The organism is Acinetobacter sp. FDAARGOS_558 (assembly GCF_003937785.1).
GTDB lineage: Bacteria > Pseudomonadota > Gammaproteobacteria > Pseudomonadales > Moraxellaceae > Acinetobacter > Acinetobacter baumannii.
Genome location: NZ_RKJH01000001.1, coordinates 437,240 through 463,826, shown reverse-complemented (window position 1 = coordinate 463,826; position 26,587 = coordinate 437,240). Strand labels below are relative to the sequence as shown.

The window sequence follows — 26,587 nt, the reverse complement described above, 5'->3', positions numbered from 1 at the left end:
CTAAAATGGAGTTTGCTTCTCAAGACAAAGCAGTTGACTTAGATGCTTTGTGCCAAGAAATTCGTGAGCGTGCCTGTGCAGGTGAGTTTGATAACCAGGCCTATGTGAGCCAAGACATTATCGAAAAACTTAAAAAAATTGGTGTTTACCGTGCCTTAGTGCCTAAACGTTTTGGTGGTGAAGAATGGTCACCACGGCAGTTTTGTGAGTTGATCGAAACTTTATCTAAAGCTGATGGTTCGGTGGGTTGGGTAGCAAGTTTCGGTATGAGTCCTGCGTATTTAGGAAGTTTGCCCGAAGAAACGCTGAAAGAGTTGTACCAAAACGGGCCAGATGTCGTATTTGCCGGAGGTATTTTTCCGCCACAGCCTGCCGAAATTACCGATGAAGGTGTGGTGGTGCGCGGACGTTGGAAATTTTCAAGCGGCTGTATGGGCGCTGACATTGTTGGCGTGGGGATTTCACCCCTTAAAAATAATGAAATGCAAGGTTTACCACGTATGGCAGTGATGCCTGCCAACAAAGCCAAAATTGAAATGACATGGGACACTGTTGGCCTAAAAGGTACCGGAAGCCATGATTTGGTGGTTGAAGATGTATTGGTCGAAAAGAAATGGACCTTTGTACGTGGCGAACCTTCAAAACTCAGCGAGCCATTTTTTAAATATCCATCACTGTCTTTAGCGACTCAAGTATTAACCGTGGTGGGTATTGGAGTTGCAGCTGCCGCATTAGAAGAATTTGAAAAATTAGCACCGGGTAAAGCATCTATTACGGGTGGGTCAGAAATTGCAAACCGCCCAGTGACTCAATATGAGTTTGCTCAAGCTGATGCAGAGTTTCAGGCTGCAAAGTCTTGGTTTTATCAAACCATGGATATTGTCTGGAATGAAATTATTGCTGGTCGTGAAGCAACTGCTGAACAGATTAGTGATATGCGTTTGGCATGTACCCATGCAGCTCGCGTTTGTGCCAAAGTGACCCGAAAAATGCAAATGCTCGCGGGTATGACAGCGATTTATACCAACAATCCATTTAGCCGTTTTGTAAATGACACCAACGTGGTGACCCAACATGCCTTTATGGGTGATGCAACTTTACAAAATGCAGGTTTAGTCAGTTTCGGGTTAAAGCCAACCCCAGGTTATCTATAAGTTTAAATTTTAAAAAAGGAATATTGAGATGGAAGCTAAAAAACCATTACGCGTGTTGTTTTGCATGGGTATTAACCAGAACTTTTTTGATGCAGAACCTGCTGAAGCAAAAGCGGTTTGGGCAGCATTTGGTGAAATGTGGAATGGCATTCATGACCTACCTGGTGTGCATGTTTTTGGGAATCTTGATGATGACCAAAGCATGGTGGGTGCAAGTACGGGCTGGCCTTGGACCACTTATTTGCTTGCAGATGTTCCGGATATTGAGACAGTACATGCAGCTTGTAACTTGTTTAGAACGACCGTGGTGGGTGAAGGGCCATACAAACTTTGGAAATATTGCAAAGTTGAAGCTCGTGTTGGGCGTGAATTGATTATTCAACGTTAAGGCGACCGCAATGACTGACAAAGTGAATATTGCAGAAATTATAGAACGGCTAGAACAGTTGGAAGCACTTAATGCCATTCGTAACTGCATAAACCGTTATATGGAAATCTGCGACGAGCTCAATGCAAATACAGATCTTTATGAGTTGATGAATCTTTTTGATCAAGACTGTATTTGGGAAGGTATTGGCGATAAATATTCCAAATCTTTTGGTCGTTATGATTCTTGGCAGTCGATTTATGACATGTTCAAACGCTATACACAAAAAGAATCTCACTTTGTCATGAATGCACACTTTGTAAACTCAGAACAAATTTATGTAAATCAAAATGATGCAAATGCTTCATGGCTGATGTTGCAAACTTCAACTTTTCAAGATGGCCGTAGTCATCTGAATGCGGCAAAGCTCAAGGTGAAGTTTCAGAAGCAAGCAGATGGAACATGGAAAATTAAACATTTCCAAACACAGAATATTTTCAGTCGTCCGGTATCGCATTGGCACAGTGAAGCCGAGTTGCCGGTACCTTCCCAGGAATGACCCAGGACATATTTAAAAGGACTATTGATATGAACAGTATTATCCCAACGCATAACATTGGCATTGATTATGATGCTTTAGTTAAAAGTGACCGTGCCCATACCTCTCTTTATAAAGATGAACGCATTTTTGATGAAGAAATGGAAAAAATCTTTTATAGCACTTGGGTGTGGGTTGCGCATGCCAGCGAAATTCCAGAAGGCGGAAGCTATAAAACGATTAATATCGGTAAACAACCTGTGGTTGTGGTGCGTGACCGTAAAAAGAAAGTCCATGTACTTTTAAACCGTTGTCGTCACCGTGCAGCAACCGTATGTGAACATAAAAAAGGAAAAACTAATAGTTTTGTATGCCCGTATCACGGTTGGAGTTATGCACTTGATGGCAGTTTACGTGGTGTGCCATCTCCGGAAAGTTACGGCGATTGTTTAGATAAGTCAGAATTACCGCTGGTGAGCCTACGGGTAGAAGAATATAACGGTATGATCTTCGCTTCATTTAAAGAAGACATTCAACCGCTTGAAGAGTTCCTTGGGCCAGCAAAAAAATGGATTGACCTGTTTATGAAACAAGGTGCGGGTTATCCAATTAAAGTGTTGGGTGAACACCGTTTTCGTTTCCCGGGTAACTGGAAAATCCAGCTTGAAAATACCACCGATGCATATCACTTCCCGTTGGTACATAAGTCATTCTTAAGTTCTGTAGATGAAAAAACCGAAGAACTCTTTAACTTCGAAAACCAGCCGGGCTTTGTTGAAGACTTAGGTAATGGTCACAGTGTCATGGTGATGATTCCTGAACTGGTCGATTTAGAAGAAGACTTAATGGAGCGACCAATTCAAGAGCGTTTTGAAGACTTGGCTCAAGCTTTGCGTGACGAAGGCCATGAAGAGTTAGAAGTACGCCGTATTGTTCGAGCAGTTGGTGGTTCTGGCTTTAACTTAAATTTATTTCCGAATATTGCATGTTCAATGGCGTTCTTCCGTGTGTTACAGCCAATTTCAGTTGCTGAAACAGAAATTCATCACTCGGTGATTACGATGGACGGCGGTCCACAAATTGCCAATCAATATCGCTTACGTTTGCATGAACATTTCCAAGGCCCATTTGGTTTTGGTACACCAGATGACTCCGAGGCTTGGGAACGCGTACAACATGGTGCCAATGCCGGTAATGACTTATGGATCATGCTCAACCGCGGTTTACCGGGTGAAGTTAAAACTGAAGATGGCTTAAAAAGTGATGTCAGTGCTGAAACAGGTATGCGTGCAGCATATCAGCAGTGGAAAAAGATGATGACAGCTTAAGGAGAGAGCAATGAATATGAATCTGCAATTATTAAATGAAGTCACTGCTTTCATCTGGGCTGAAGCAGATATGTTAGACCACAGCGAGTACCGTGAATGGCTCAATTTATGGAATGAAAAGGGCGTTTATATCATTCCGATTGACCCAAACCTCACTGACTACGAAAACAACTTAAATTATGCCTATGACGATAATCATATGCGTAAGTTACGGGTAGAGCGTCTTGAAAATGGTGAGGCAATTTCTACGGCACCAAAGGCGAATACGGTACGCAGCATTTCGCGAGTACGAGTGATTCAAGATCAAGATGATGAAATCGTTTTACGCTGTGCTCAAAACCTACGTGAATTTCGTAAAGAAAACCTCAAGCATTACACGGCCGATATTACATACCATCTAACCCGTGATGCTGATACTGGTTTTAAGATTAACCGTAAAATCATTAACTTGGTTAACTCAACCGATACCTTAGCTGGTATTAGCTACATTCTTTAGGAGCGGTAACATGAAACAGGTTGTTTTAGTGACAGGTGCTGCTTCTGGACTCGGTAATGTGATTGCTGAATATTTTGCGAGCCAAGGCCATCAAGTGATTTTGTCAGCCAGTACGCTTGAAAAAGCCGAAAATGCTAAGGCACAAAGTCAGTATGCCCAAAATATGTTTCCTTTAAAGCTGGATATTTCGGTTGAGGCAGATTTTCATGCAGCGGTGCAGTGGATTGAAGAGAAATTTTCTAAACTTGATGTGTTAATTAACAATGCCACCGTCACCAAAGCAACGCCTGTATTAGAAATTACCGCAGCCGATTTTGATTGGGTAACCCAAGTTAACCAACGCGGCACCTTTCAAGCTTGTCAAATTATTGGCCAATATATGGCCAAAAAAGGTTATGGACGCATCATTAATATGGCGTCTTTAGCGGGACAAAACGGCGGTACTGCAACGGGTGCACACTACGCGGCAACCAAAGGGGCCATTGTGACGTTAACCAAAATTTTTGCCAAAGAGTTTGCGGCAAAAGGTGTTACGGTCAATGCGATTGCACCGGGACCGATGGAGTCACCGATCGTTCATAGTGTGGTGCCAGACGAAAAAATGGAACAGTTCATCCAGAATATTCCGGTTAAAGCCTTAGGAAGTATGCATTTTATTGCTGAAACTTGTGGGTTGCTTGCGAGTCCAAATGCGAGTTTTGTGACTGGTGCAACATGGGATATTAACGGTGGTTTATTCATGCGCTAAGCCACAAGCTTAGGCATGAAAAGGGAGTTAAATCATGACTACACTTTATGATGTTGTCGTTAAAAATCGCCATGTGGAAGGTGGAAATATTGCAGTTATGGAGTTTGAATCTGCAACTTCTGCTGCATTACCAAAGGTTGAACCCGGTGCACATATTGATGTGCACTTACCGAATGGTATGGTGCGCCAATATTCGCTTTGCCAAAATCCAAATGACGAAGGAAAGTTCCGCCTTGGAATCTTACGTGACCCTGAATCACGTGGCGGCTCAATTTCTGCATTTGATGAAATTAAAGATGGGATGCAAATTCAGGTCAGTGAGCCGAAAAACTTATTCCCACTTTTAAAAGCCAAGCACAGTGTATTGATTGGCGGTGGAATCGGGATTACGCCATTAATTACGATGGCATATCAACTTGCACATGAAGGTGCATCATTTGAGCTTCACTACTGTGGTGCTAGCCCTGAAAAATGTGCTTTTGTTGATGAAATTAAAAATAGTGAGTTAGCACAATACACAACTTTCCATTTTAAATCCGAAGGTGCAAGTCACAGAGCATTTTTTGAATCTGCCATTAAAGATATTGATCCTGAAAGTCATATTTATACCTGTGGTCCAGTCGGTTTCATGGATTGGGTGATTAATCTCGCCACAACTCACGATTTTCCTGAGCAGCAAATCCACAAAGAGTATTTCCAAGTCGAAACTGACACGTCAGGAGATTCATTTGAGGTGGTGGCTGAGCGAAGTGGAAAAATCATTATGGTCGAAGCTGGCGAAACCATTTTGCAGGCTTTGGCTAAAGAAGGCATCGAGATTGAGATGTCTTGCGAGCAAGGCGTATGTGGAACCTGCATGTGCGATGTGATTGAAGGCGAACCTGATCATCGAGATGTTTATTTTACTGATGAAGAAAAAGCCAGCAATGAGCAAATATTAGTGTGCTGTTCACGCTCTAAAACACCGAGATTAGTTTTAGATATCTAATGCTCTCGCGATTTATATGGATGTAAGAGAAGGTTTAGGAGAAAGATGATGAATGTATTACAACAAATAGATGAGTTTACGGTCGATCCATTACAGTTCCGACGAGCATTAGGAAATTTTGCAACAGGCGTTACCATTGTTACTGCACAAAATGCACAAGGTGAGAAAGTCGGTGTAACCGCAAATAGTTTTAACTCCGTATCACTCGATCCACCACTTATTTTGTGGAGTATTGATAAAAAATCATCAAGTTTTTCAGTATTTGAAGAAGCAACACATTTTGCTGTCAATATTTTATCGGGCACGCAAATTGAGCTGTCTAATAAGTTTTCGAGACGCAATATTGATAAATTTGCCGACACAAATTTTCAACTTGGCGCAGGATGCGCACCTATTTTAGAAAATTGTTCTGCGGTGTTTGAGTGCGAACGTTATCAGGTTATTGAAGGTGGGGACCACTGGATTATTATTGGTAAAGTGGTTCGTTTCCATGATCAAGGCCGAAGCCCACTGGTTTACCATCAAGGTGCATATTCTTGTGTCATGCCGCATCCAAGCCTTCAAGTTAAGCAAACTGAACAGAACGGCGTAGACCAAACACATTATGGGCACTTGTATAATAATGTCTGCTACTTGATGAGCCGTGCTTTTAAAGCCTATCAAACCGACTATATTCCTAAGCAAATGGCTTCGGGTTTCCGGACAAGTGAATCACGTCTTTTGCTCGTTTTGGCCAGTGGTACTGCCTCAAGTAAAGAAGATTTACCGCGTGATATTGCTATGCCAATGCAAGAAGTTGAAAGATCGGCTGAAATTCTAAAATTTGAAGGGTTATTGGTCGATCATGATAATTTGTACGCCCTGACCGAGAAAGGTAAACAAACGGCGCAGTATTTGTTTGATATTGCCGATAGCCATCAAAATGAGGTGTTTAAAAAATATTCTGAGGAACAAAAGAATATTTTTATTACCATGCTGCGAGATTTTGCGGGAGTAGCATAAGCCCCATTAAGCTGATAAATTGAATTGATTTATCAGCTTCTTTACATCTAGCTGACTATCATCAAAACAATTCCACGGATAAGGAATTTTTGGCACACAATTTGTTTATCAATAAAACATGATTGCAAATATGCCAAGACAGTGCACCACCACAAGCGCAAAATCTTGAGCGGTGGCACATGTATAGAGAGGTAAGGGATGAACCAATATGTAAGTGATGCATTACTCACATGGACGCACCATATTAAAAATGTGTGCGGCAATTTTGAAACCGATTTTGATGGAACCCGTAATTTATTCATTGGTGAGGTTCAGTGCTTTTTATTGGGCGATACCGAAATTGCTTTTATTAAAAATAATGCCAATAAAATTGTCCGAAAAGCCGATGAAATAGATCGAGTGAATAATCGTTTTTGTTTTTTGATTTTGCAGTATTCGGGAAAAATGCTGCTCGAGTATAAGAATGAGACTCTAAGTCTGAATGAAGGCGATATTGTCTTAGTCGACCCGGTCGAAACTATTTCGATGTATCCGCAAGGTTTGGTGAGTCAGATTTCAGTGCACCTGTCGCGTGAAAAATTACTTAAAGAAAATATTAGTACCGAATATTTTGGAAAACTGATTACGCAAAATATGAGTGGTTTTTTACTCAAGAATATTTTGAAAAATATGTCTGCTGAAAACATCAAACTTTGGTATGCAACGGAAGATGGTAATGCTTTTGAAGATGCGCTGATTGCTTTAATCAAACCCACAATCAATTATAAAAATATTAATAGTTCAAATAACCTGATGGAAAAAGCCGAGCGTTTTATTATTGAGAACTTAGCAAAACCAGATTTAACCCCTAAATTAATTGCAGAGCATATTGGAGTATCACTACGACATCTCTACCGTTTATTCCTTCAAGAAAATTTATCTATTAACAAATACATACAGCTCAAACGCCTAGAAAAAGTCAAAGCAGATTTACTCGATAAAAAGAACAAACAGAATTCGATTGCCCAAATTGCCTTAAAGTGGGGTTTTTGGGATGGTGCTCATTTTTCAAAAATCTTTAAAAAGACCTATGGTATCTCTCCTAAAGAATTTAGAGAGGGTATGTCAGTTTAAAATACTTCTTCTTTTAATGTCATTTTTAGACAAATTCGACGTCATTCTTGAACAAGCTAGCCCTATGTAACTGTGTTGAAATTAAATTCATTAGAACAGGTTAGATAAGCTTAATAACCATAGAACTATTAAGTTGGTCTAATGAATTTCACTCACAGGAAAGTGCATTTTAACTGTCTGATTCAGATAGTTCAGGGATAGATGAAAAGGATGAAACCAATGCGTAAACAACGATTATTGAATGACATACAAAAAATACTGGCACTTAACTTATCAATCGCTGCAAGCTTTTGGGGACTCAATACTCAAGCGTTTGCGCATGGTGGAAAGGCCGAAATGGTCTCACTTTATCAAAACATGAGTGAGCAAGGCGCTAAAGTTGTCAAAGACAATTTTACCAATACGTATACAATTACCAAAGGCTCTATGGTGGTTAGAGCCAAGCCAAACTCAAATCAGGTTTTAGTGAATGGCAAACCTTTAAAACTCAGCGTGCCTTTATTAATTAAAGATGGTAAACCTGTTATTGGAAAAGATTTTTTTAACGAAGTCTTCCAGTCTGGGTTAGATCAAACTTTTAAAATTGAAAATACCTTTCATCCACTCAATAGCTTAAATTCTGACGAAATCAAAAAGACATTTGATGTGATTAACCGCTCGAAATACGCTTATAAAAATATGCGTTTTGCCGAGTTAAAGCTTAAAGAACCTGAAAAAGCCAAAGTATGGGATTACTTTATTAATCATAAAGATTTTAAAGAAGATCGTATTGCCTCATTTATTTTATTAAAGGGTAATCAAGCGATTGAAGGTGAAGTTAATCTTAACACTCAACAAGTCACAAAATGGAATGTACTTAAAGATACTCACGGTATGGTGTTGCTTGATAATTTTGAAGCCGTACAGCGCGTAATTGAGACGAGTAAAGAATATCAAGACGCGTTACGCAAACGCGGCATTACCGATGTGAAGAAAGTGATCGCTACTCCGCTAACTGTTGGATATTTTGGCGGTAAAGATGGTCTGGATAAACAACTCAATATATTAAAAGTCGTCGCTTATCTCGATGTCGGCGATGGCAACTATTGGGCGCATCCTATTGAGAACCTAGTTGCTGTAGTCGATTTAGATAAAGAAAAAATTATCAAGATTGAAGAAGGTGCGATCATTCCTGTGCCAATGGCAAATCGACCTTATATGTCGAATAAGCCCGTAGCAAGTAAGCTAAAACCACTCAATATTACTGAACCTGAGGGTAAGAACTTTAGCATTACCGGTCAAACCATACATTGGGGGAACTGGTGTTTGCATGTGGCGTTAGATTCTCGTGTTGGCTTACAGCTTTCAACAGTGACTTACAAAGATAAAGGCGTAAAGCGGAAAGTCATGTATGAAGGTAACTTGGGTGGAATGGTGGTTCCATATGGTGACCCTGATATTGGATGGTACTTCAAATCTTATTTAGACTCTGGCGAATATGGTATGGGTACACTTACCTCATCTATTATTCCGGGAACAGATGCACCCGACAACGCTGTTTTACTTGATGCCGTGATTGCAGATTACAAAGGCCAACCACAAGTAATTCCAAATGCCATTGCTGTATTTGAACGTTATGCAGGACCTGAATATAAACATCACGAAATTTTTGGCAATCAGGATGCGAGTGAAGCACGCCGTGAACTTGTCGTGCGCTGGATTAGTACAGTTGGAAACTACGATTACATGTTTGACTGGGTATTTGCCCAAAATGGTGTAATTGGGATTAATGCGGGTGCAACAGGTATTGAAGCTGTTAAAGGTGTTAAATCACGCACCATGCATGACAGTACCGCAAAAGAAGACACCAAATATGGAACTTTAATTGACCATAATATTGTGGGCACAACCCATCAACATATTTATAACTTCCGCTTAGACATGGATGTCGATGGTGAAAACAACAGCTTTATGCATATGGACCCTGTAGTGAAAGCCAATGACAAAGGTGGTGTTCGTACAAGCTCAATGCAAATTGACAGTAAAGTCATTACGAATGAGCAAAATGCGGCTGAAAAGTTTGATCCATCTACCATTCGCTTACTCACGAATTTCAACAAGGAAAATAAATTAGGGAATCCGGTTTCTTACCAGCTCATTCCTTTTGCAGGTGGAACACACCCTGTGGCGAAAGGAGCCAATTTTTCTAAAGATGAATGGTTATTTAAACGTTTGAACTTTATGGATAAGCAAATTTGGGTGACTCAGTACAATCCAGACGAACGCTATCCTGAAGGGAAATATTCAAACCGTTCAACTCATGATACAGGCTTAGGACAGTTCATTGGTAACAACGAAAATATTGAAAATAAAGACCTTGTGGTTTGGATGACAACAGGCACAACCCATGTGGCACGTGCTGAAGAGTGGCCAATTATGCCGACAGAATGGGTTTATACCTTAATCAAACCTTGGAACTTCTTTGACAACACCCCGACTTTAAACTTGGGTGAAGAAGAGCAAAGCACGCAGCACGACCCTCACTAAAGACAAACATGAACGAGGATGGGTAACGAATCGGTTACCCACACCTGAGCACGGTTAGACCGTTCGCAAAAAAGGAATTTCTCAATGAAAAATTTATTTTCTCAGGTTGTGAGAGGGACTTTCTTTGTCTCATTTTTTTCAACTGTACATGCTGGTGAGTTTGAAATTAAGCCAACTTTTGAAGCAACTTTTGGGGCTTTTAGTAGTGGTAAAAGCTATAACGGCGAAAACCTAGATGATGAAAGAATCAATTGGCAAGAAGGCCATCTTAAATATGGTGCTAAAGGACAATATACCTTTAAAGGCAATCAGCTCTATGCAAGTTTGAGTGGTATTAGTTCGGCTACATTTGGTGATGGTGACGCAGGCCAAAATAGTAATGGTAAAGAACGCAAAACAGATGTAAATGAATGGGTCATTGGTTTTAAAGACGGCACCAATAAAGATGAGTTAACGACCTATGATTTAAGTATCGGTCGGCAAAATATCATGATTGGTGACGGGTTCTTTATTGCGGGTGATGCATTAAACCTTGGAAAAGCGCCTGCGGATGGCACACTAGATCGGGGCGGCGCATATTATCTGGCAGCTCGTCGAAGCTTTGATTTTACAAGTTTGCTTCAATATAAACCGCAAGAGAATACAACGCTAAAGCTGGCTTATTTAAAGTCAGACAATAAAGCACAATTTTCACCTGAACTATTTGTGACTGATCTGATGTATCAGCTTAAAGATAAGGGCGTTGGGTTTACCTATTTAAACGTATTAGATCTTACAGATGCTGAACAGGTTTCAGGACGACAAGACCTTAAAAATTATGCTTTACGCTTGAATTATCAACCTTTACAAGAACTACAAGTTAAAACTGAGTTTGTGGTTCAAGATAAAAAAGATGGCCAAGAAAATGCTGGCTACTTAGCGCTGAACTATAACTTTTTATCTTCAAAATATACCCCCTCATTAGGTTACCGCTTTAGTCATTTTTCAGACCAATATGACACTATGTTTTATGGAAATACCGTCGGCTTTGGTACATGGTTTCAGGGCGAAGTTGCTGGAAACTATGCTGGTCCATTCAATAAAAATGCAGATATTCACCAACTTTCTTACATGATGAATTTGAAAGAAAATTTTATGTTGGGTGCTTTGGCCTATAAGTTCAAAACAGTAAATAAGTCTTTAACTAATGTAGATGGACATGAGCTGGATGTCTTTTCGGTCTGGTCAGTTAATAAAAAATTCAACGTGATTCCTTTGGTGGGGCTCTATAAACCGAAACACGATATCCATAGTGGTGGTACACAAAACTACGATGACAAAACCAATGTCTATGCGCAGTTAATTTTGCAATACATCTATTAATAAATCCTTTTAAATGAATTGAGAGAAATAAAAATGAGTGAAGTTCAGATTTTAGAAAGCGTGCAGCAATTTATGGCACGTCAACATGGAAATTTTATTGATGGAAAGTTAGTTGCTGCCGAGCTTTTAGATAAAGTGGATATAGTGAATCCGTCGACTGAACAAGTCGTTGCTCAAATTAGTATTGGTAGTCAACAAGATGTCGAAAGCGCCGTCAAAAGTGCTGAACATGCTTTTCAAAATGCTTGGGCTGAAACGACGCCGTATGAACGTGGCGTTAAACTGAACAAGCTAGCCGATTTAATTGAGCAATATGGTGAAGAACTTGCACAGCTCGAGACGTTGTCTACAGGAAAACTTATCAATATTTCCCGTCATCTTGAAGTTGCACAATCCGTTATTTTCTTAAGATATTTTGCAGGGTGGGCAACCAAAATTAATGGTCAAACCATGCAACCGTCTATTCCTTCTATGCAAGGTGAGAAATATACAGCCTTTACTTTAAGGCAACCAGTGGGTGTGGTTGCAGGGATTGTGCCTTGGAATTTTTCACTCATGATTGGCGTTTGGAAAATCGGTTCAGCTTTAACAACAGGCTGTACCATTGTGCTTAAACCAAGTGAGTTTGCCAGTTTATCTTTATTACGTTTAGCTGAACTTGCTATTGAGGCAGGTATTCCAGCGGGTGTAATTAATGTAGTGACAGGTAAGGGCGATACAGGGCAATATTTAATTGAATCTCCGCTCGTTAAGAAAGTTTCGTTTACAGGTTCAGTACCAACCGGCATTGCCATTGGTAAGCTCGCGATGAATAGTGATTTAACCCGTGTAAGTCTAGAGCTGGGCGGTAAAAATGCCATAGCCGTTTTGGCTGATGCAAATATTGATGAGATTTTACCAACTTTATTACAAGCAACTTTTGTGCATCAAGGTCAAGTTTGTGCATCCCCAGAACGGTTTTTTGTACACCGTACAAAATATGATGAACTAGTTGATAAACTCTCGAAAGCACTCTCTAGTTTCAAAATTGGTTCGGCCATGGATGAGAGAAGTATGTTTGGTCCACTCTCTAATCAGCCACATTTTCATAAAGTAAAACATTATTTAGATATGGCTAAAGCTAACAATCAGATTATTGCAGGTGGAGAGGCTCTAGATCAGACAGGGTATTTTGTACAGCCGACTTTGATTTCCTTCAAAAATACGGATGATCCTTTATTTTCAGAGGAAACTTTTGGTCCAGTAGTCGGGGTAATGCCATTCGAAACTGATGAAGAACTTATTCAACTGATGAACCAGTCGCGCTTTGGTTTAACCGCAAGTATCTGGACAAATGACTTATCTAAAGCTTTGCATTTAATTCCTAAGATTGAAGCAGGGACCTTATGGGTAAATATGCATACGTTCTTAGACCCATCAGTGCCATTTGGTGGGGTGAAAGCTTCAGGAATTGGCAGAGAGTTTTCAGATGCATTTATTGAAGATTACACCGAATTAAAATCGGTCATGATTCGGTATTAAGTCTCTACGAGATATAAAAAAATGGCCTTTATAGGCCATTTCTTTTTAATCATTAAATTAACCTAATAAAAAATCTTTTAAGATTTTATTAAAAGCTTCTGGTTGCTCGACATTAGAAATATGAGAGGCATCTATTTCTTCAAGATGTGATTGTGGAATGCACTGCTGCATAAATTGACCATCTGCAACGGTTGTTACAGGGTCTTGGGTTCCAGCAATCACTAATACTGGAATTTTGATGTCTTTTAACTGCTCACGGACATCCGCTTTAGCCAAAGCCTCACAACAATTGGCATAACCGATTGCGCTGCCAGCACTTAAGTCGTTACACAGGTTGTTGACAATAGAAGGATGACTTTGGATAAAGGGATCTGTAAACCATCGCGAAGCTGCTGTGGCTGCGATTGGTTGTAAACCTTGCTCACGTACTAATTTTGCACGGTCAAGCCATGCTTGTTCTTGTCCAATTTTAGCGGCAGTATTTGCCACAACCACATGACTAAAACGGTTAGGGTAGTGAATCGCCAGCCATTGACCTGTTAAACCGCCCATGGAAATACCACAAAAAGCAGCTTTGCTAATATTCAGATGATCCAGTAAACGGACAACATCTTCACCTAATTGCTCTACAGTATATGGACCGTCAGGCGTAGATGATGAACCGTGACCACGAGTGTCATAGCAGATCACAAAAAATTGATCTTTTAACTCATTAAACTGTTTTTGCCACATGCCATAGTTGGTGCCCAAAGAATTGGAAAACACCAGAGCAGGGGAAGATGGCTCGCCAAAGGTTTGATAGTTAATTTGTGCATCAGCAGATTGAAAAGATGGCATTTGTTTCTCCTTAAAGTGCTTCAACACGTTCAATAATCAATGCGATGCCTTGACCCACCCCAATACACATTGAACACAAGGCATAACGACCACCTGTCTGTTCAAGCTGGTTTAAGGCTGTAGTCACAAGACGTGCACCTGACGCACCGAGTGGATGACCTAATGCAATTGCACCACCGTTTGGATTCACCTTGTCAGAATCATCTGGCAAACCTAAGTCACGGGTCACTGCCAAAGCCTGTGCAGCAAAGGCTTCATTCAGCTCAATCACATCCATCTGCTCTAAAGTCAGGTTGGCTTGTTTAAGTAATTTTTTAATGGCTGGTGCCGGAGCAAAACCCATAATGCGTGGTTCTATACCTACGGCTGTTGAGGCAATAATCTTGGCACGTGGTTTTAAGTTGTAAGCCTGAACTGCATCATCAGAAGCAATCAGTAGAGCTGCTGCACCATCGTTAATGCCTGAAGCATTCCCCGCAGTAACTGTGCCATCTGCTTTAACCACAGGTTTAAGTTTGCTTAAACCTTCAAGCGTGGTTGATGCACGTGGATGTTCATCAGTATCAATCACAACAACATCACCCTTACGCTGAGGGATTTCAACTGCCACGATTTCTTTAGAAAAAAAGCCTTTGGCTTGCGCGCTTGCGGTGCGTTGTTGGCTCACCAAGGCAAACTGGTCCTGATCTGCACGATTGACCTTGAACTGTTCAGCGACGTTTTCGGCAGTCTGGGGCATGGTGTCTACACCATACAACTCTTTAAGTTTAGGGTTAATGAAACGCCAGCCCATGGTGGTGTCTTCAATCTTCTGGCTACGGCCAAAAGCACTGTCTGACTTACCCATCACATACGGTGCACGGCTCATGCTTTCTACACCACCAGCAATTACCAAGTTCGCTTCGCCGGCTTTAATGGCACGGGCAGCAATGGCAATGGCATCGAGTGAAGAACCACACAAACGGTTAATGGTCGTTGCCGGCACCTGATACGGTAAACCTGCAAGCAATGCTGACATACGGCCCACGTTACGGTTATCTTCACCGGCTTGGTTGGCACAGCCATAGATCACATCATCGACCTTTTCCCAATTTACATTTGGGTTACGCTGCATGAGGGCTTTAATCGGCACAGTGCCAAGGTCATCGGCACGGACAGGTGCAAGGCCACCGGCGTAACGGCCGAATGGAGTACGGATGGCATCGATGATATAAGCGTTTTTCATTCTAACTTTTGTCCTTTACTTCAGGCCTTTTTAGCCATTCTCCGTAAGTATTTCGCAGTGGCGACATGGATGTCGCCTCGTTGCTCAGCACAACAGGGAGGTTGTGTCTGAGTAACAAAGGTTTTTGGTTACTTTTTTAAAAAAGTGACACGAATTAGCTGGTGGTACCTGACTTAAACAGATAAGACTCCGTTGTGATGCTTTATAAATTTTCATATCAACGAATAACATCACGGCTGTAATTTACTGTGATATCCGTAGGTCTTTTGCTTAAGCGATACCTTACTTTTGAAAGGTCAAAAGTAACAAAAACCTTTGTTGAACAGAGGAGGCTTCCTTGCCTCCCTGTCCAACGGGCGACATCCATGTCGCCTGTCACGATAGTGAATGCTGTGTAATAGGTGTTTGTTGTGTAAACCTTACCCTTGAGTCGCATCAATCAAAGTTGCACCTGTTAAAGCCTGTAACTCATCAAAGCTAAGACCTTTAACTTTCTCAATCACCTTTAAACCATCTCTGGTCACATCAATCACACACAGGTCAGTGTAAATACGATCCACACAGTGTTTACCCGTTACCGGATAAGTTAGCTCAGCCACAATCTTCGGTTCACCTTGCTTGGTGAAGTGGTCTGTAGTGATAAATACTTTCTTGGCACCAACCGCTAAATCCATCGCACCACCTACGGCAGGAATCGCATCCGGCGCACCCGTGTGCCAGTTCGCTAAGTCACCATTCGCTGCCACCTGAAATGCCCCAAGCACCGCAATATCAAGGTGACCACCACGCATCATGGCAAAGGAGTCTCCATGGTGGAAAAAGCTGCCGCCTTCAAGCATAGTCACAAACTCTTTACCCGCATTAATCAGTTCAGGGTCTTCTTCACCTGCCGCTGGCGGTGGGCCAAAAGCCAACAGGCCATTTTCAGAATGTAGGAAGACATCTTTGTCAGCAGGTAGGTAGCTGGCAATCTTGGTCGGTAAACCAATACCCAAGTTCACATAGGCTCCATCCGGAATATCTTGTGCCACACGTTGTGCAATCTGGTCACGGCTGAGTTTCTGGTAGCTCATGTTATTTCTCCTTATTGCTTACTGTGCGGGCTGTACTTGTACAACGTGCTGTACAAAGATACCTGGGGTAATGATATGTTCCGGATCTAATCCACCTAACTCAACCACTTCAGAAACCTGGGCAATGGTGACATCAGCAGCCATGGCCATGATCGGGCCAAAGTTACGTGCAGATTTACGGTAAACCAGATTGCCCCAGCGGTCGCCCTTGTAGGCTTTAATCAGGGCAAAGTCAGCCTTGATTGGATACTCAAGCACGTAATCTTTACCATCAATATGACGGGTTTCTTTGCCTTCAGCCAAAAGTGTTCCAAAGCCTGTTGGGGTAAACACCGCCCCAAGGCCCATACCTGCTGCCTGAATACGGCACGCCAGATTGCCTTGCGGTACCAGTTCAAGTTCAACCTTTCCGGCACGGTACAGTTCATCAAATACATAAGAGTCCGACTGACGTGGGAAAGAGCAAATCACTTTTTTAATAGAACCGGCTTTGAGCAGTTTCGCCAGACCATAATCCCCATTACCGGCATTGTTGCTCACAATGGTCAGGTCCTTAACGCCAAGATCAATCAGACCATCAATGAGTTCAGCGGGTTGTCCTGCGGTACCGAAACCACCAATCAGAATGGTTGCACCATCTTTAATCTGCGATAAAACCTCGCTTAGTGAGGACTTACTTTTGTCAATCATGTGAGAAACCTTAGAGCATGAGGTAACGTGATGTATTACTACCGCTAAAAATTTATTGAAATTCTTAATGGTAGTAATAAATGGAGTAAATTTTGTGAGTCAAAAGCGAACTTTTAACTCACATACGCTTTCAATTAAGCACTAGCGCGACGGCGTTCAACTTCAGTTGAAGGAGCAGCAGCGGCTTCTTTAACCAGTTCAATGTTAAATGTGATGTGTTTGAAAGCGTGATCTAAACCACGGCGTTGAATTTCAGCGGGGTCTGTGACATCTACTGCTGTTGCCACTAAACCGTCACGAGTAGCGAAGGCAAAGTCATCCCATAAATACTCATCACCCTCAATGTTGAATTGAGTAGTCAGCTTGCGGTAACCCGGTGCAGATACAAAGTAGTGAACGTGAGATGGACGGTTACCATGACGGCCTAACTTGTTAAGAAGAGCCTGTGTTGTACCTTCAGGAGGGCAACCATAACCAACTGGCATAGTGGTTAACGCTACATATTTACCATCTGCATCAGTGAAAATGGTACGGCGTAAGTTAAAGTCAGATTGTGACTTATCAAAGAATGAATAGTTACCTAAACTGTTGGCATGCCATACTTCAACTTTGGCATTTTCAATAATATTGCCATCAGTGTCGGTTACCGTACCTTCAATAATTAAGGTATCGATTTTGCCAGTCTCAGTTCCGTCATCCATACGTGCAAAGCCAACTGATTCAGGTGCGCCAGCAACATAAAGTGGACCTTCGATGGTACGAGGTGTACCGCCTGTAATACCAGCTTTGGCATCTGCTTCATCTGCACGTAAGTCAAGGTAATGTTCAAGACCTAAGCCTGCTGCCAAAAGACCAAGTTCATTTGCTTGACCTGCATCGGTAAAATATTCCAAACCTTTCCAAACTTCAGAAGGTTGGATGTCTAAATCTTCAATGGCTTGAAATAAATCCCCAAGAAGGCGCACTACAATTTGTTGAACACGTACATCAACTTCGCCTTTTGCAGTGTCGACATTCATTTGTTTTACAAGCGCATCAATTTGTTGACGGTTCATACTAAAACTCCTTAAGTATGCAATACGGTTTTGGGTGGCAGCGCTGCGGGCATTTGGTTTTGCTAGCAAATAAGTGCCGCCACGTTCCTTGTTACCTTCTGAATAATCTGCTTGGTTTTTAAATGGACTTCAGAGATCGCATTTAAAAAATTCTTTCTATTTACGAATCATCATCACGAACAGAAGATGGATGACGGTTAAGTGCCATCACTTCAATGTCCATATATGGATAGAGAGGTAAACCTTGTAAAATGTTGTGCAATTCTTCATTGCTCTCTACATCAAAAATGCTGATGTTTGAGTACTGACCTGTAATTCGCCAGATATGACGCCATTTACCTTGGCGTTGTAAGTCTTGCGAATAAGCTTTTTCAACGGCCTTAATTTCATTTGCTTTGTCGGCTGGCATATCAAGTGGAATATGCACATCCATACGTACATGAAATAACATGGGAAACTCCTTATCCTGTTGCCTTAACGACGTAATTTCTCAATCTTATCTTCATCAATTTCAATGCCTAGGCCCGGAGCTGTCGGCAAATGCAATTCAAAGTTTTCGTAACGTAGCGGCTCTTTTAAAATTTCTTCGGTAAGTAATAACGGACCAAATAATTCAGTGCCGAACGCTAACGTTTCAAAAGTTGCAAATACATGGGCCGATGCAATACTTCCTACAGGACCTTCAAGCATAGTGCCGCCATATAGATCGATACCAGCCAAACCAGCAATTTTGCCAACTTCACATGCTTCAATCAGACCACCAGATTGTTCAATTTTTACGGCAAATACATCTGCACCATGATTTTTTGCAATACGGTACGCGCTGTCAGGTCCAGTTAAAGCCTCATCAGCCATGATTGCGACATCAAAACGATGGGTGAGGCGAGCAAGTGCTTCGGTATTTTGAATGGCACATGGCTGTTCGATTAAATCGATTCCACCATCTTGGAGCTGTTGAATACCATGAATACACTCAAGTTCTGACCATGCACGGTTTACATCTACACGTACACTAACATCAGCCCCTAATGCTTTTTTAATAGCAATCACATGGTCAACATCTTGCTGTAAAGGACGCGCACCAATTTTAAGTTTGAACGTGTTGTGGCGCTTTAGCTCAATCATTTTGCGAGCTTCAGCAATATCTTTTTCCGTGTCACCAGACGCAAGCGTCCAAAGCACAGGTAAACTATTACGCAGACGGCCACCTAAAACTTCGCTTAATGGCACACCTAAACGTTTGGCCTGAATATCAAGTAGGGCAGTCTGAATGGCACACTTAGCAAAGCGGTTACCATTAATATTTTTACGAATCAGTTTTAGTGTTTGTGCAACATTTAAATCTTTAACTGATGTCAGTAATGGTGCAAAGTAGGTATCAATATTGGCTTTGACACTCTCAGGACTTTCTTCACCATAGTTCAGCCCACCAATGGTGGTGGCTTCACCCCAACCGACAATACCATCCGTGGTCGTAATTTTAACGAGTACCAAAGTCTGGGTACGCATAGTAGTCACAGACAACTGGTGAGGACGGATAGTTGGAATATCCACAAGTATGGTTTCTATGGTTCTATACATGAAGTTTCAACTATTACGAACTTGTTTGTATACCATAGAAGAATGTAATAGCCTAAAATAGATATAGAACGGTATTTTAAGATACTAAAAAGGTATATTAATGGAATTAAGACATCTACGTTATTTTGTTACCGTTGTTGAAGAACAGAGTCTGACGAAAGCCGCAGAAAAGCTTTTTATTGCTCAGCCACCTTTAACACGCCAAATCAAAAAACTAGAAGAAGAATTAGGGATCGATTTATTCGAAAAAGGCTCTCGTCCATTAAAAGTAACAGAAGCAGGGCTGTTTTTTTACCAGCATGCGGTGCAAATTTTGACGCACACCGCTCAAGCTGCTTCGATGGCTAAAAAAATGAAGCTGGTCGAGAACGTTGTTAAAGTTGGTTATGTGAGTTCGCTTCTTTATGGGCGATTACCACAAGTCATTTATCTATTTAGGCAAAAAAATCCTGACATTCATGTCGAGCTTATTGAATGTGGTACACGAGATCAGGTGGAAGCATTAAAACTCGGTAAAATTGATTTAGGTTTTGGTCGATTACCAATTAGTGATCCAGCCATTAAGCGACTTTTACTCAGAAAAGAAAAATTAAAACTCGCAATCCATAAAAAACACCCATTAAGTGATTTCCAAGAGTCAGGAATTTATTTATCTCAAATTATCAATGAGACAATTTTTTCTTATCCAACCACACCTAAACCAAATTTTTCGACCACTATTCAAGCTTTATTTACCAAATTAGGTCTTGTTCCAGCCAAGCTGACTGAAGTACGAGAAATTCATATGGCACTTGGCTTAGTGGCATCCGGAGAGGGTATTTGTATTATTCCGGAAAGCGCCTGTGATATTGGTATGAAGAATCTAACTTATTTAAATATCTTAGACTTAGAAGCCTATAGTCCCATCTCTCTATCCATGCGCAACATGGACCAAAGTTCCTATATTCCTAAAATCTTAGATTGTATTGAAGAGATCTATAGTGAAGAAGAAGTATCCAGAAATTTGAATTTATAAATTTTTAATACGCTTTAAATTGAATTATCATGTTATTTTAAAACTTTAAACCTATAGGTAATATGTAAAAGGAATTATTAAATGAGAAAAATTTTAGGTATAGCTTCTCTCATTATGTCTACAGGTGTTGTACATGCTGAACAATTAAATGAACAAGAACAAATTTCTCCGTATAGTGCGAATGTGACTTTTGCAAGTCAATATATTTCGCGTGGTTTTCAACAAACTTGGGGTAAGCCTGCACTACAAATTGGTTTCGACTATGCAAATCCGAATGGGCTATTTGTGGGTACTTGGGCATCCAATGTAAGTTCTAACTATCTCCGTGATGCTTCAGTTGAATGGGACTTTTATGCAGGTTATTTAAAAACCATCGATAAATTCTCAATTGGAATGTCTGTTTTTTATTATTATTACCCAGGTGCAAAAAGTACGGCTGAAACGGGGAGTACAAGCTATAACTATGGCGAAATTGTGCCTCAAATTGGCTATGGTCCTTTAAGTCTCAAATATTTTATTACTTATACCCCAGATTACGCAGGTTATAACTCAAATACGATGGGTGGACCGGAAGGTAAACGTTCACGAGGAACAACCTATTTAGACCTCAACTTTACACAGCCGATCAATGAAAGTTGGACTTTTGGTGCCCACTATGGCTATGAAAGAATTAAAAACTTCTCAGAAGCTAATTTTCAGGATATGAAAGTCGAACTTATTAAAGATTTAGGTGATGGCTGGACTACAGGGTTAGCTTATACCAAAGCATGGGATAAAGACGGATACTATAGAAATTATAGTAATGGTGAATCAGATGCACCAATTTCAAATCCAATTCACTCAACCTTTACAGTAGCTGTAAAAAAGGTGTTCTAATTTATACATAAAAAGCCTGATCACTTTAATTTGGAGTCAGCAGGCTTTTTCTAATACATAGAGAAAATTATTTTTTAATTAAATCATAAGCCATTTTAGTATCGTCTAGCTGAACCAGTGAAGCATGGCGAGCAGAGAGCGGATCTTTATTTTCAATTGCTGTTAAAATCGCTTTATGTCTTGGTAATGAATGACCTTGTAAATTTGGGCGTAGACTGGTGACTTGAATCGATTGCTGCAAAGGTAAAACCAGCATTTTTGACATATAAGCCAGCAAGTCATTATGCGTTGCTTTGGCAATTGCTAAGTGAAACTGGATATCGGGTTCTATAAACTCTTCAACTGTTGTTGCCTTTTCCATTCCTTCATAGGCTTGCTTAATACGCTCAATATCTTCTTCATTTGCTGTACTTGCCGCAATATAGGCTAACTCTGGTTCTAAAACTCGTCGTACGGTAGAAAGTGTTTTAAAAAACTCGTGCTCAGGCGTCGTTTGAATTAGCCAAAACAATACATCTGGGTCGAGTAAATGCCATTCTTCTTTAGGTCGAACTACTGTTCCGATTTTGGGCCTTGAATAAGTTAAGCCTTTAGCATTTAAAACGCGTATTGCTTCGCGAAAGACAGGGCGGCTGACTTTATATTCCTCACATAAATCAACTTCACTTGGGAGTTTTTCATTTTCTGAGATTTCTCCAGAAACGATTTTTAATCCCAATTGTTGAACAATTAATGCATGTTGGCTTTTGCTTGGAATAGGATTTTTATAGTCAGCTTTACTCATATTTCACTATTACGACATGTTGAATATCCTATGGTATAGATGACCTTGTGTTTTAACAAGATCATCTTTTTCAAGAATAAATATTAATGGGAATGACGTGGGACTTCTGAGCCACGGCAACCGACCAAGAAATCAAAATCACAACCCTCATCGGCTTGTAAAACATGTTCTACATAGAGCTTACGGTAACCGCCAATAAAACTTGGTGGAGCTGGTGGTGCTAAATTTTCTAGACGTTGCTTAAGTTCTTCATCACTCACTTCTAGGTGAAGTTTTCCAGCATAGGCATCAAGTTCAATGAAGTCACCATTTTGAACTACGGCTAAAGGCCCACCCGCCATGGCTTCAGGGGCAACATGTAAAACGACCGTACCATACGCTGTTCCACTCATTCGTGCATCAGAAATACGAACCATGTCGGTAATGCCTTTGGCTAAAATTTTTGGTGGTAGGCCCATATTTCCAACCTCGGCCATGCCCGGGTAGCCTTTAGGGCCGGCATTTTTCATCACAAGAATACAAGTTTCATCGACATCTAGATCTGGGTCATTAATGCGGGCTTTATAATCATCGAAGTTTTCAAATACGACTGCACGACCACGGTGTTTCATCAACTCCGGTGTGGCAGCAGATGGTTTAAGCACCGCACCTTTAGGCGCTAAATTTCCGCGCAAAATACACATACCGCCATCTTGTCGAATTGGATTATCTATTTTCCGAATCACTTCATCGTTATAAATAGGTGACTGTTGGCAGTTTTCCCAAATGGTTTGACCGTTTACGGTTAAAGCTTGAGGATGTGGTAAGAGATTGGCTTCACCCATGCGACGAATCACGGCTGGCAAGCCGCCGCTATAATAGAACTCTTCCATTAAAAAACGACCCGAAGGCTGTAAGTCGACAATGGTTGGCATGCCGCGGCCAACACGGTTCCAGTCATCAAGTTGTAAATCAACCCCAATGCGTCCAGCAATTGCTTTTAAATGAATTACGGCGTTGGTTGAACCACCAATAGCTGCATTGACTTTAATCGCATTTTCGAAAGCTTCTTTGGTTAAGATTTTAGAAAGGCGTAAATCTTCATGAACCATATCAACAATACGCATACCAGAAAGATGAGCCAACACATAACGACGAGAATCTACCGCTGGAATGGCCGCATTGTGGGGTAAAGAAGTGCCTAGGGCTTCAGCCATACAAGCCATTGTAGAAGCCGTGCCCATGGTATTACATGTACCAGCTGAGCGTGACATACCAGACTCGGCAGATAGAAATTCATTTAAATCAATTTTTCCTGCTTTTAACTCTTCATGCATTTGCCAAACGATAGTACCTGCACCGATGTCTTTACCTTTGTGCTTACCATTCAGCATTGGTCCACCAGTCACTACAATGGCAGGAATATCACAACTTGCAGCTCCCATTAATAATGCAGGGGTGGTTTTGTCACAACCTGTCAGTAACACCACACCGTCAATAGGGTTACCACGAATCGCTTCTTCGACGTCCATACTGGCTAAGTTACGGGTAAACATGGCGGTAGGACGTAAATTCGACTCACCATTTGAAAATACAGGAAACTCAACAGGGTAGCCGCCCGCTTCTAAAATCCCTTTTTTTACGTGTTCGGCAATTTTTCGAAAATGCGCATTACATGGGGTGAGTTCAGACCACGTATTACAAATTCCAATGATGGGTTTGCCTTGAAACTCATGATCTGGAATTCCTTGGTTCTTCATCCAGCTACGATACATAAAGCCATTTTTATCCGTTGTACCAAACCAGGCAGCCGAACGAAGAGCTTGTTTGTTATTCATACAAATTTCCCTATATAGTATTACTATTAGAATTAATTAATTTAAAAATACACCATAAATTTTATTTTTAAAAGGTTTGAAATTTAAATAGTATTACTATATTTTAAATTGAAAGGATAATTTACGAGCAAGATGCTCTATAAGTAAATAATAGGAAATGGAGTCGAACATGGATTTCGAAAAGGATGTAATACGGACGGTCACGTTTAAGCTAATACCTGCATTAGTCATACTATATCTGGTGGCATATATTGATCGTGCCGCTGTCGGGTTCGCTCATTTGCATATGGGTGCCGATGTAGGAATTGGTGATGCTGCCTATGGTCTAGGAGCTGGCTTATTTTTTATTGGATATTTTCTTTTTGAAGTTCCAAGTAATTTGCTTTTAGACAAATTTGGTGCTCGTAAATGGTTTACCCGCATTTTATTAACATGGGGCCTCATCACCATGGCCATGGCGCTTATTCAAGGCCCTAAAAGTTTTTATCTCTTAAGGTTTTTACTCGGTGTAGCAGAGGCGGGTTTTTTTCCTGGTGTTTTATACCTAATTACACAGTGGTATCCGGTGCGACATCGCGGAAAAATCATGGGAATGTTTGTGCTTTCACAACCGATTGCCATGATGATTGCAGGGCCTTTAGCTGGTCTATTACTTGGAATGGATGGCATTGCAAATTTACACGGCTGGCAATGGTTGTTCGTTGCAGTTGGCTTGCCCGCAGTTTTATTAGCTTTACCTACATTTTTGTGGCTGCCCGATAACATTGATAAAGTGAAATGGTTAAGCATTGAACAAAAACAATGGCTTAAAAATGAACTCGTTAAAGATGAAGCCGAATATGACCAAACCCGACATGCCAATCCACTACATGCTTTAAAAGACAAACGCGTACTTTTATTAGCACTTTACTACTTACCGGTAACTTTAAGTATTTATGGTTTAAATCTCTGGCTTCCTACCATTATTAAGCAATTTGGCGGAGGTAGTGATATTCAAATTGGGTTCTTATCTAGCATTCCCTATATTTTTGGAATTATTGGACTCCTCATTATTCCGCGTAGTACTGACCGCCTGAACGATCGTTACGGACACTTAAGTTTTCTGTATGCACTAGGTGCTTGTGCAATGTTTTTAAGTGGTTGGCTAAATTCTCCAGTTATGCAGTTGGCAGCTTTGGCTGTAGTTGCGTTCTGTCTATTTTCATCGACTGCCGTGTTTTGGACATTACCGGGTCGTTTCTTAACAGGTGCAAGTGCAGCGGCTGGTATCGCCTTAATTAACTCTGTTGGAAATTTAGGTGGCTATGTCGGTCCATTTGGGATCGGACTTTTAAAAGAATACACGGGAAATATGGCTGCTGGTTTGTATTTCTTATCTATCGTCATGCTTTTTGGCTTGATTTTGACTTACATCGTCTATGCCAAGCTCGAACGTCAAAAAACACAAACAGTGAATATTCAAAAGCCTTTGTAAGGAATAAAACATGCAAATTATTCAATTTGAAAATCGTGCAAATCAACGTGCCGTCGCGAAAGTAGAAGGCAACATGGCATATCCGGTTAAAGATATTCAATCGGTTCGTGATTTAGCACTTTTAGCAATCCGCAATAAAGTTTCACTGGAACAACAAGTTGAGGCGTTAGGGTTTGAGTCCGAAACTTATGATTATTCATCTTTATTAGCAGATTTAAAGGTACTGCCGCCTTTAGACCATCCAGATCCAACGCATTGTTTAATTTCCGGTACAGGTTTAACCCATTTAGGTTCTGCATCTGCACGCGACAAAATGCATCAACAAAATTTAAGTGATGACAACTCGGTGACCGACACTATGCGAATATTTCAATGGGGGCTACAAAAGGGGCGTCCAGCAGAAGGTCAGATCGGTGCGCAACCGGAATGGTTTTATAAAGGCGATGGTTCAATTGTGGTAAGACCGGGAGCAGAGCTGCCTTTACCCCCATTTGCCGAAGATGGCGGCGAAGAACCTGAAATCGCAGGCCTCTATGTTATTGGCGAAGACCTAAAGCCTTACCGAATCGGGTTTGCGCTAGGCAATGAATATTCTGATCACGTGATGGAGCGTCGTAATTATTTATATCTGGCGCATTCAAAATTACGTTTTTGTAGTTTTGGTCCGGCTTTACGGACAGGTGAACTACCAAAACATTTAGTCGGAACCAGCCGCTTGCGCCGTAATGGACAAATCATTTGGGAAAAAGAGTTTTTGTCGGGTGAAGACAATATGTGTCATAGCTTGGCAAATCTGGAATATCACCACTTTAAGTATCAACAATTCTTAAAAGCAGGGGATGTACATATCCATTATTTCGGTACAGCGACTCTATCTTTTGCCGATGGTATTCAAGCACAAGTTAATGATGAGTTTGAAATTGAAATGAAAGAGTTCGGTCATCCACTCAAAAACAAACTTGCTCATATGCAACCCGAATTACCGATCGGTTCAGTTATTACTCTCTAAGGAATATA

General features: G+C 41.0%; 25 protein-coding genes. 16 read left to right on the top strand and 9 right to left on the bottom strand.

The window, feature by feature from the left end:
* Nucleotides 1-5: 5 nt before the first annotated feature.
* From EGT34_RS02150 to EGT34_RS02095, 12 genes are all read left to right on the top strand, one after another.
* Complete coding sequence (locus EGT34_RS02150; RefSeq protein ID WP_060706136.1) at nucleotides 6-1,154, top strand: acyl-CoA dehydrogenase family protein; 1,149 nt, start codon at nucleotides 6-8, stop codon at nucleotides 1,152-1,154.
* Nucleotides 1,155-1,182: 28 nt separating this feature from the next.
* Nucleotides 1,183-1,542 (top strand): hypothetical protein, encoded by a 360-nt coding sequence (locus tag EGT34_RS02145; protein ID WP_000387550.1) that lies wholly within the window; start codon nucleotides 1,183-1,185, stop codon nucleotides 1,540-1,542.
* A 10-nt stretch (nucleotides 1,543-1,552) separates the two neighbouring features.
* Nucleotides 1,553-2,080, top strand: a complete 528-nt coding sequence (locus EGT34_RS02140; protein ID WP_024437533.1) for a nuclear transport factor 2 family protein — start codon at nucleotides 1,553-1,555, stop codon at nucleotides 2,078-2,080.
* Between the two features lie 29 nt (nucleotides 2,081-2,109).
* Nucleotides 2,110-3,387 carry an aromatic ring-hydroxylating oxygenase subunit alpha gene (locus EGT34_RS02135; RefSeq protein ID WP_001084470.1) on the top strand — a complete coding sequence of 426 codons (1,278 nt, stop codon included), beginning with the start codon at nucleotides 2,110-2,112 and terminating at the stop codon, nucleotides 3,385-3,387.
* Nucleotides 3,388-3,397: 10 nt separating this feature from the next.
* A complete protein-coding gene (locus tag EGT34_RS02130) occupies nucleotides 3,398-3,883 on the top strand; it encodes an aromatic-ring-hydroxylating dioxygenase subunit beta (RefSeq protein ID WP_001056937.1) in 486 nt (161 codons plus the stop codon).
* Nucleotides 3,884-3,893: 10 nt separating this feature from the next.
* On the top strand, nucleotides 3,894-4,631 hold the full coding sequence (locus EGT34_RS02125) for an SDR family NAD(P)-dependent oxidoreductase (RefSeq protein WP_000815905.1): 738 nt from the start codon (nucleotides 3,894-3,896) through the stop codon (nucleotides 4,629-4,631).
* A 34-nt stretch (nucleotides 4,632-4,665) separates the two neighbouring features.
* Nucleotides 4,666-5,619 (top strand): PDR/VanB family oxidoreductase, encoded by a 954-nt coding sequence (locus tag EGT34_RS02120; protein WP_000210293.1) that lies wholly within the window; start codon nucleotides 4,666-4,668, stop codon nucleotides 5,617-5,619.
* Nucleotides 5,620-5,664: 45 nt separating this feature from the next.
* The gene (locus EGT34_RS02115; protein ID WP_002036543.1) at nucleotides 5,665-6,621 is read left to right on the top strand and encodes a p-hydroxyphenylacetate 3-hydroxylase reductase component; all 957 of its coding nucleotides are present in this window, start codon (nucleotides 5,665-5,667) and stop codon (nucleotides 6,619-6,621) included.
* 198 nt (nucleotides 6,622-6,819) lie between these two features.
* The gene (gene feaR / locus EGT34_RS02110) at nucleotides 6,820-7,734 is read left to right on the top strand and encodes a transcriptional regulator FeaR (protein WP_001077864.1); all 915 of its coding nucleotides are present in this window, start codon (nucleotides 6,820-6,822) and stop codon (nucleotides 7,732-7,734) included.
* A gap of 210 nt (nucleotides 7,735-7,944) precedes the next feature.
* Nucleotides 7,945-10,260, top strand: a complete 2,316-nt coding sequence (gene tynA, locus EGT34_RS02105) for a primary-amine oxidase (protein ID WP_086242002.1) — start codon at nucleotides 7,945-7,947, stop codon at nucleotides 10,258-10,260.
* 84 nt (nucleotides 10,261-10,344) lie between these two features.
* A complete protein-coding gene (locus tag EGT34_RS02100; RefSeq protein ID WP_024437529.1) occupies nucleotides 10,345-11,622 on the top strand; it encodes a hypothetical protein in 1,278 nt (425 codons plus the stop codon).
* A 33-nt stretch (nucleotides 11,623-11,655) separates the two neighbouring features.
* Complete coding sequence (locus tag EGT34_RS02095; RefSeq protein WP_024437528.1) at nucleotides 11,656-13,143, top strand: NAD-dependent phenylacetaldehyde dehydrogenase; 1,488 nt, start codon at nucleotides 11,656-11,658, stop codon at nucleotides 13,141-13,143.
* Nucleotides 13,144-13,200: 57 nt separating this feature from the next.
* On the opposite strand, the gene pcaD is transcribed toward EGT34_RS02095, so the two are convergent.
* From pcaD to EGT34_RS02060, 7 genes are all read right to left on the bottom strand, one after another.
* On the bottom strand, nucleotides 13,201-13,980 hold the full coding sequence (pcaD, locus tag EGT34_RS02090; protein WP_024437527.1) for a 3-oxoadipate enol-lactonase: 780 nt from the start codon (nucleotides 13,978-13,980) through the stop codon (nucleotides 13,201-13,203).
* 10 nt (nucleotides 13,981-13,990) lie between these two features.
* Entirely contained in the window at nucleotides 13,991-15,205 is a 1,215-nt protein-coding gene (gene pcaF / locus EGT34_RS02085) for a 3-oxoadipyl-CoA thiolase (RefSeq protein ID WP_031979466.1), read from the bottom strand.
* Between the two features lie 419 nt (nucleotides 15,206-15,624).
* Nucleotides 15,625-16,278, bottom strand: a complete 654-nt coding sequence (locus EGT34_RS02080) for a 3-oxoacid CoA-transferase subunit B (RefSeq protein ID WP_024437470.1) — start codon at nucleotides 16,276-16,278, stop codon at nucleotides 15,625-15,627.
* Between the two features lie 18 nt (nucleotides 16,279-16,296).
* Entirely contained in the window at nucleotides 16,297-16,968 is a 672-nt protein-coding gene (locus EGT34_RS02075; RefSeq protein ID WP_000565989.1) for a 3-oxoacid CoA-transferase subunit A, read from the bottom strand.
* Nucleotides 16,969-17,102: 134 nt separating this feature from the next.
* Nucleotides 17,103-18,023, bottom strand: coding sequence for a catechol 1,2-dioxygenase (gene catA, locus EGT34_RS02070; protein ID WP_024437471.1), 921 nt, complete (start codon nucleotides 18,021-18,023; stop codon nucleotides 17,103-17,105).
* Nucleotides 18,024-18,183: 160 nt separating this feature from the next.
* Nucleotides 18,184-18,474 carry a muconolactone Delta-isomerase gene (catC, locus tag EGT34_RS02065; RefSeq protein ID WP_000897235.1) on the bottom strand — a complete coding sequence of 97 codons (291 nt, stop codon included), beginning with the start codon at nucleotides 18,472-18,474 and terminating at the stop codon, nucleotides 18,184-18,186.
* 23 nt (nucleotides 18,475-18,497) lie between these two features.
* A complete protein-coding gene (locus EGT34_RS02060) occupies nucleotides 18,498-19,604 on the bottom strand; it encodes a muconate/chloromuconate family cycloisomerase (RefSeq protein WP_004747037.1) in 1,107 nt (368 codons plus the stop codon).
* 100 nt (nucleotides 19,605-19,704) lie between these two features.
* Here EGT34_RS02060 and EGT34_RS02055 point away from each other — a divergent pair, with 100 nt between their 5' ends.
* Entirely contained in the window at nucleotides 19,705-20,619 is a 915-nt protein-coding gene (locus EGT34_RS02055) for a LysR family transcriptional regulator (RefSeq protein ID WP_000423293.1), read from the top strand.
* 81 nt (nucleotides 20,620-20,700) lie between these two features.
* Nucleotides 20,701-21,495: a TorF family putative porin gene (locus EGT34_RS02050; RefSeq protein WP_001226543.1), complete on the top strand. Its 795-nt coding sequence runs from the start codon at nucleotides 20,701-20,703 to the stop codon at nucleotides 21,493-21,495.
* A 67-nt stretch (nucleotides 21,496-21,562) separates the two neighbouring features.
* On the opposite strand, the gene EGT34_RS02045 is transcribed toward EGT34_RS02050, so the two are convergent.
* Nucleotides 21,563-22,279 (bottom strand): FadR/GntR family transcriptional regulator, encoded by a 717-nt coding sequence (locus tag EGT34_RS02045; RefSeq protein ID WP_000029961.1) that lies wholly within the window; start codon nucleotides 22,277-22,279, stop codon nucleotides 21,563-21,565.
* Between the two features lie 83 nt (nucleotides 22,280-22,362).
* Nucleotides 22,363-24,096 (bottom strand): IlvD/Edd family dehydratase, encoded by a 1,734-nt coding sequence (locus EGT34_RS02040; protein ID WP_024437472.1) that lies wholly within the window; start codon nucleotides 24,094-24,096, stop codon nucleotides 22,363-22,365.
* A gap of 169 nt (nucleotides 24,097-24,265) precedes the next feature.
* Here EGT34_RS02040 and abaQ point away from each other — a divergent pair, with 169 nt between their 5' ends.
* Together abaQ and araD1 are read left to right on the top strand one after the other, a co-directional pair.
* Nucleotides 24,266-25,570 carry a multidrug efflux MFS transporter AbaQ gene (abaQ, locus tag EGT34_RS02035; protein ID WP_000345069.1) on the top strand — a complete coding sequence of 435 codons (1,305 nt, stop codon included), beginning with the start codon at nucleotides 24,266-24,268 and terminating at the stop codon, nucleotides 25,568-25,570.
* Between the two features lie 10 nt (nucleotides 25,571-25,580).
* Nucleotides 25,581-26,579: an AraD1 family protein gene (gene araD1, locus EGT34_RS02030; protein WP_024437473.1), complete on the top strand. Its 999-nt coding sequence runs from the start codon at nucleotides 25,581-25,583 to the stop codon at nucleotides 26,577-26,579.
* Nucleotides 26,580-26,587: the final 8 nt, after the last annotated feature.

Excerpts from the sequence above, each read along its gene's own strand:
- feaR (WP_001077864.1), top strand. The coding sequence starts at position 6,820 with ATGAACCAATATGTAAGTGATGCATTACTCACATGGACGCACCATATT.
- EGT34_RS02115 (WP_002036543.1), top strand. The coding sequence starts at position 5,665 with ATGATGAATGTATTACAACAAATAGATGAGTTTACGGTCGATCCATTA.
- EGT34_RS02130 (WP_001056937.1), top strand. The coding sequence starts at position 3,398 with ATGAATATGAATCTGCAATTATTAAATGAAGTCACTGCTTTCATCTGG.
- catC (WP_000897235.1), bottom strand. The coding sequence starts at position 18,474 with ATGTTATTTCATGTACGTATGGATGTGCATATTCCACTTGATATGCCA.
- EGT34_RS02125 (WP_000815905.1), top strand. The coding sequence starts at position 3,894 with ATGAAACAGGTTGTTTTAGTGACAGGTGCTGCTTCTGGACTCGGTAAT.
- araD1 (WP_024437473.1), top strand. The coding sequence starts at position 25,581 with ATGCAAATTATTCAATTTGAAAATCGTGCAAATCAACGTGCCGTCGCG.
- EGT34_RS02080 (WP_024437470.1), bottom strand. The coding sequence starts at position 16,278 with ATGAGCTACCAGAAACTCAGCCGTGACCAGATTGCACAACGTGTGGCA.
- EGT34_RS02040 (WP_024437472.1), bottom strand. The coding sequence starts at position 24,096 with ATGAATAACAAACAAGCTCTTCGTTCGGCTGCCTGGTTTGGTACAACG.
- EGT34_RS02045 (WP_000029961.1), bottom strand. The coding sequence starts at position 22,279 with ATGAGTAAAGCTGACTATAAAAATCCTATTCCAAGCAAAAGCCAACAT.
- EGT34_RS02055 (WP_000423293.1), top strand. The coding sequence starts at position 19,705 with ATGGAATTAAGACATCTACGTTATTTTGTTACCGTTGTTGAAGAACAG.
- EGT34_RS02150 (WP_060706136.1), top strand. The coding sequence starts at position 6 with ATGGAGTTTGCTTCTCAAGACAAAGCAGTTGACTTAGATGCTTTGTGC.
- EGT34_RS02075 (WP_000565989.1), bottom strand. The coding sequence starts at position 16,968 with ATGATTGACAAAAGTAAGTCCTCACTAAGCGAGGTTTTATCGCAGATT.
- EGT34_RS02145 (WP_000387550.1), top strand. The coding sequence starts at position 1,183 with ATGGAAGCTAAAAAACCATTACGCGTGTTGTTTTGCATGGGTATTAAC.
- abaQ (WP_000345069.1), top strand. The coding sequence starts at position 24,266 with ATGGATTTCGAAAAGGATGTAATACGGACGGTCACGTTTAAGCTAATA.
- EGT34_RS02120 (WP_000210293.1), top strand. The coding sequence starts at position 4,666 with ATGACTACACTTTATGATGTTGTCGTTAAAAATCGCCATGTGGAAGGT.
- EGT34_RS02140 (WP_024437533.1), top strand. The coding sequence starts at position 1,553 with ATGACTGACAAAGTGAATATTGCAGAAATTATAGAACGGCTAGAACAG.
- EGT34_RS02060 (WP_004747037.1), bottom strand. The coding sequence starts at position 19,604 with ATGTATAGAACCATAGAAACCATACTTGTGGATATTCCAACTATCCGT.
- EGT34_RS02095 (WP_024437528.1), top strand. The coding sequence starts at position 11,656 with ATGAGTGAAGTTCAGATTTTAGAAAGCGTGCAGCAATTTATGGCACGT.
- pcaD (WP_024437527.1), bottom strand. The coding sequence starts at position 13,980 with ATGCCATCTTTTCAATCTGCTGATGCACAAATTAACTATCAAACCTTT.
- tynA (WP_086242002.1), top strand. The coding sequence starts at position 7,945 with ATGAAACCAATGCGTAAACAACGATTATTGAATGACATACAAAAAATA.
- EGT34_RS02100 (WP_024437529.1), top strand. The coding sequence starts at position 10,345 with ATGAAAAATTTATTTTCTCAGGTTGTGAGAGGGACTTTCTTTGTCTCA.
- EGT34_RS02050 (WP_001226543.1), top strand. The coding sequence starts at position 20,701 with ATGAGAAAAATTTTAGGTATAGCTTCTCTCATTATGTCTACAGGTGTT.
- catA (WP_024437471.1), bottom strand. The coding sequence starts at position 18,023 with ATGAACCGTCAACAAATTGATGCGCTTGTAAAACAAATGAATGTCGAC.
- pcaF (WP_031979466.1), bottom strand. The coding sequence starts at position 15,205 with ATGAAAAACGCTTATATCATCGATGCCATCCGTACTCCATTCGGCCGT.
- EGT34_RS02135 (WP_001084470.1), top strand. The coding sequence starts at position 2,110 with ATGAACAGTATTATCCCAACGCATAACATTGGCATTGATTATGATGCT.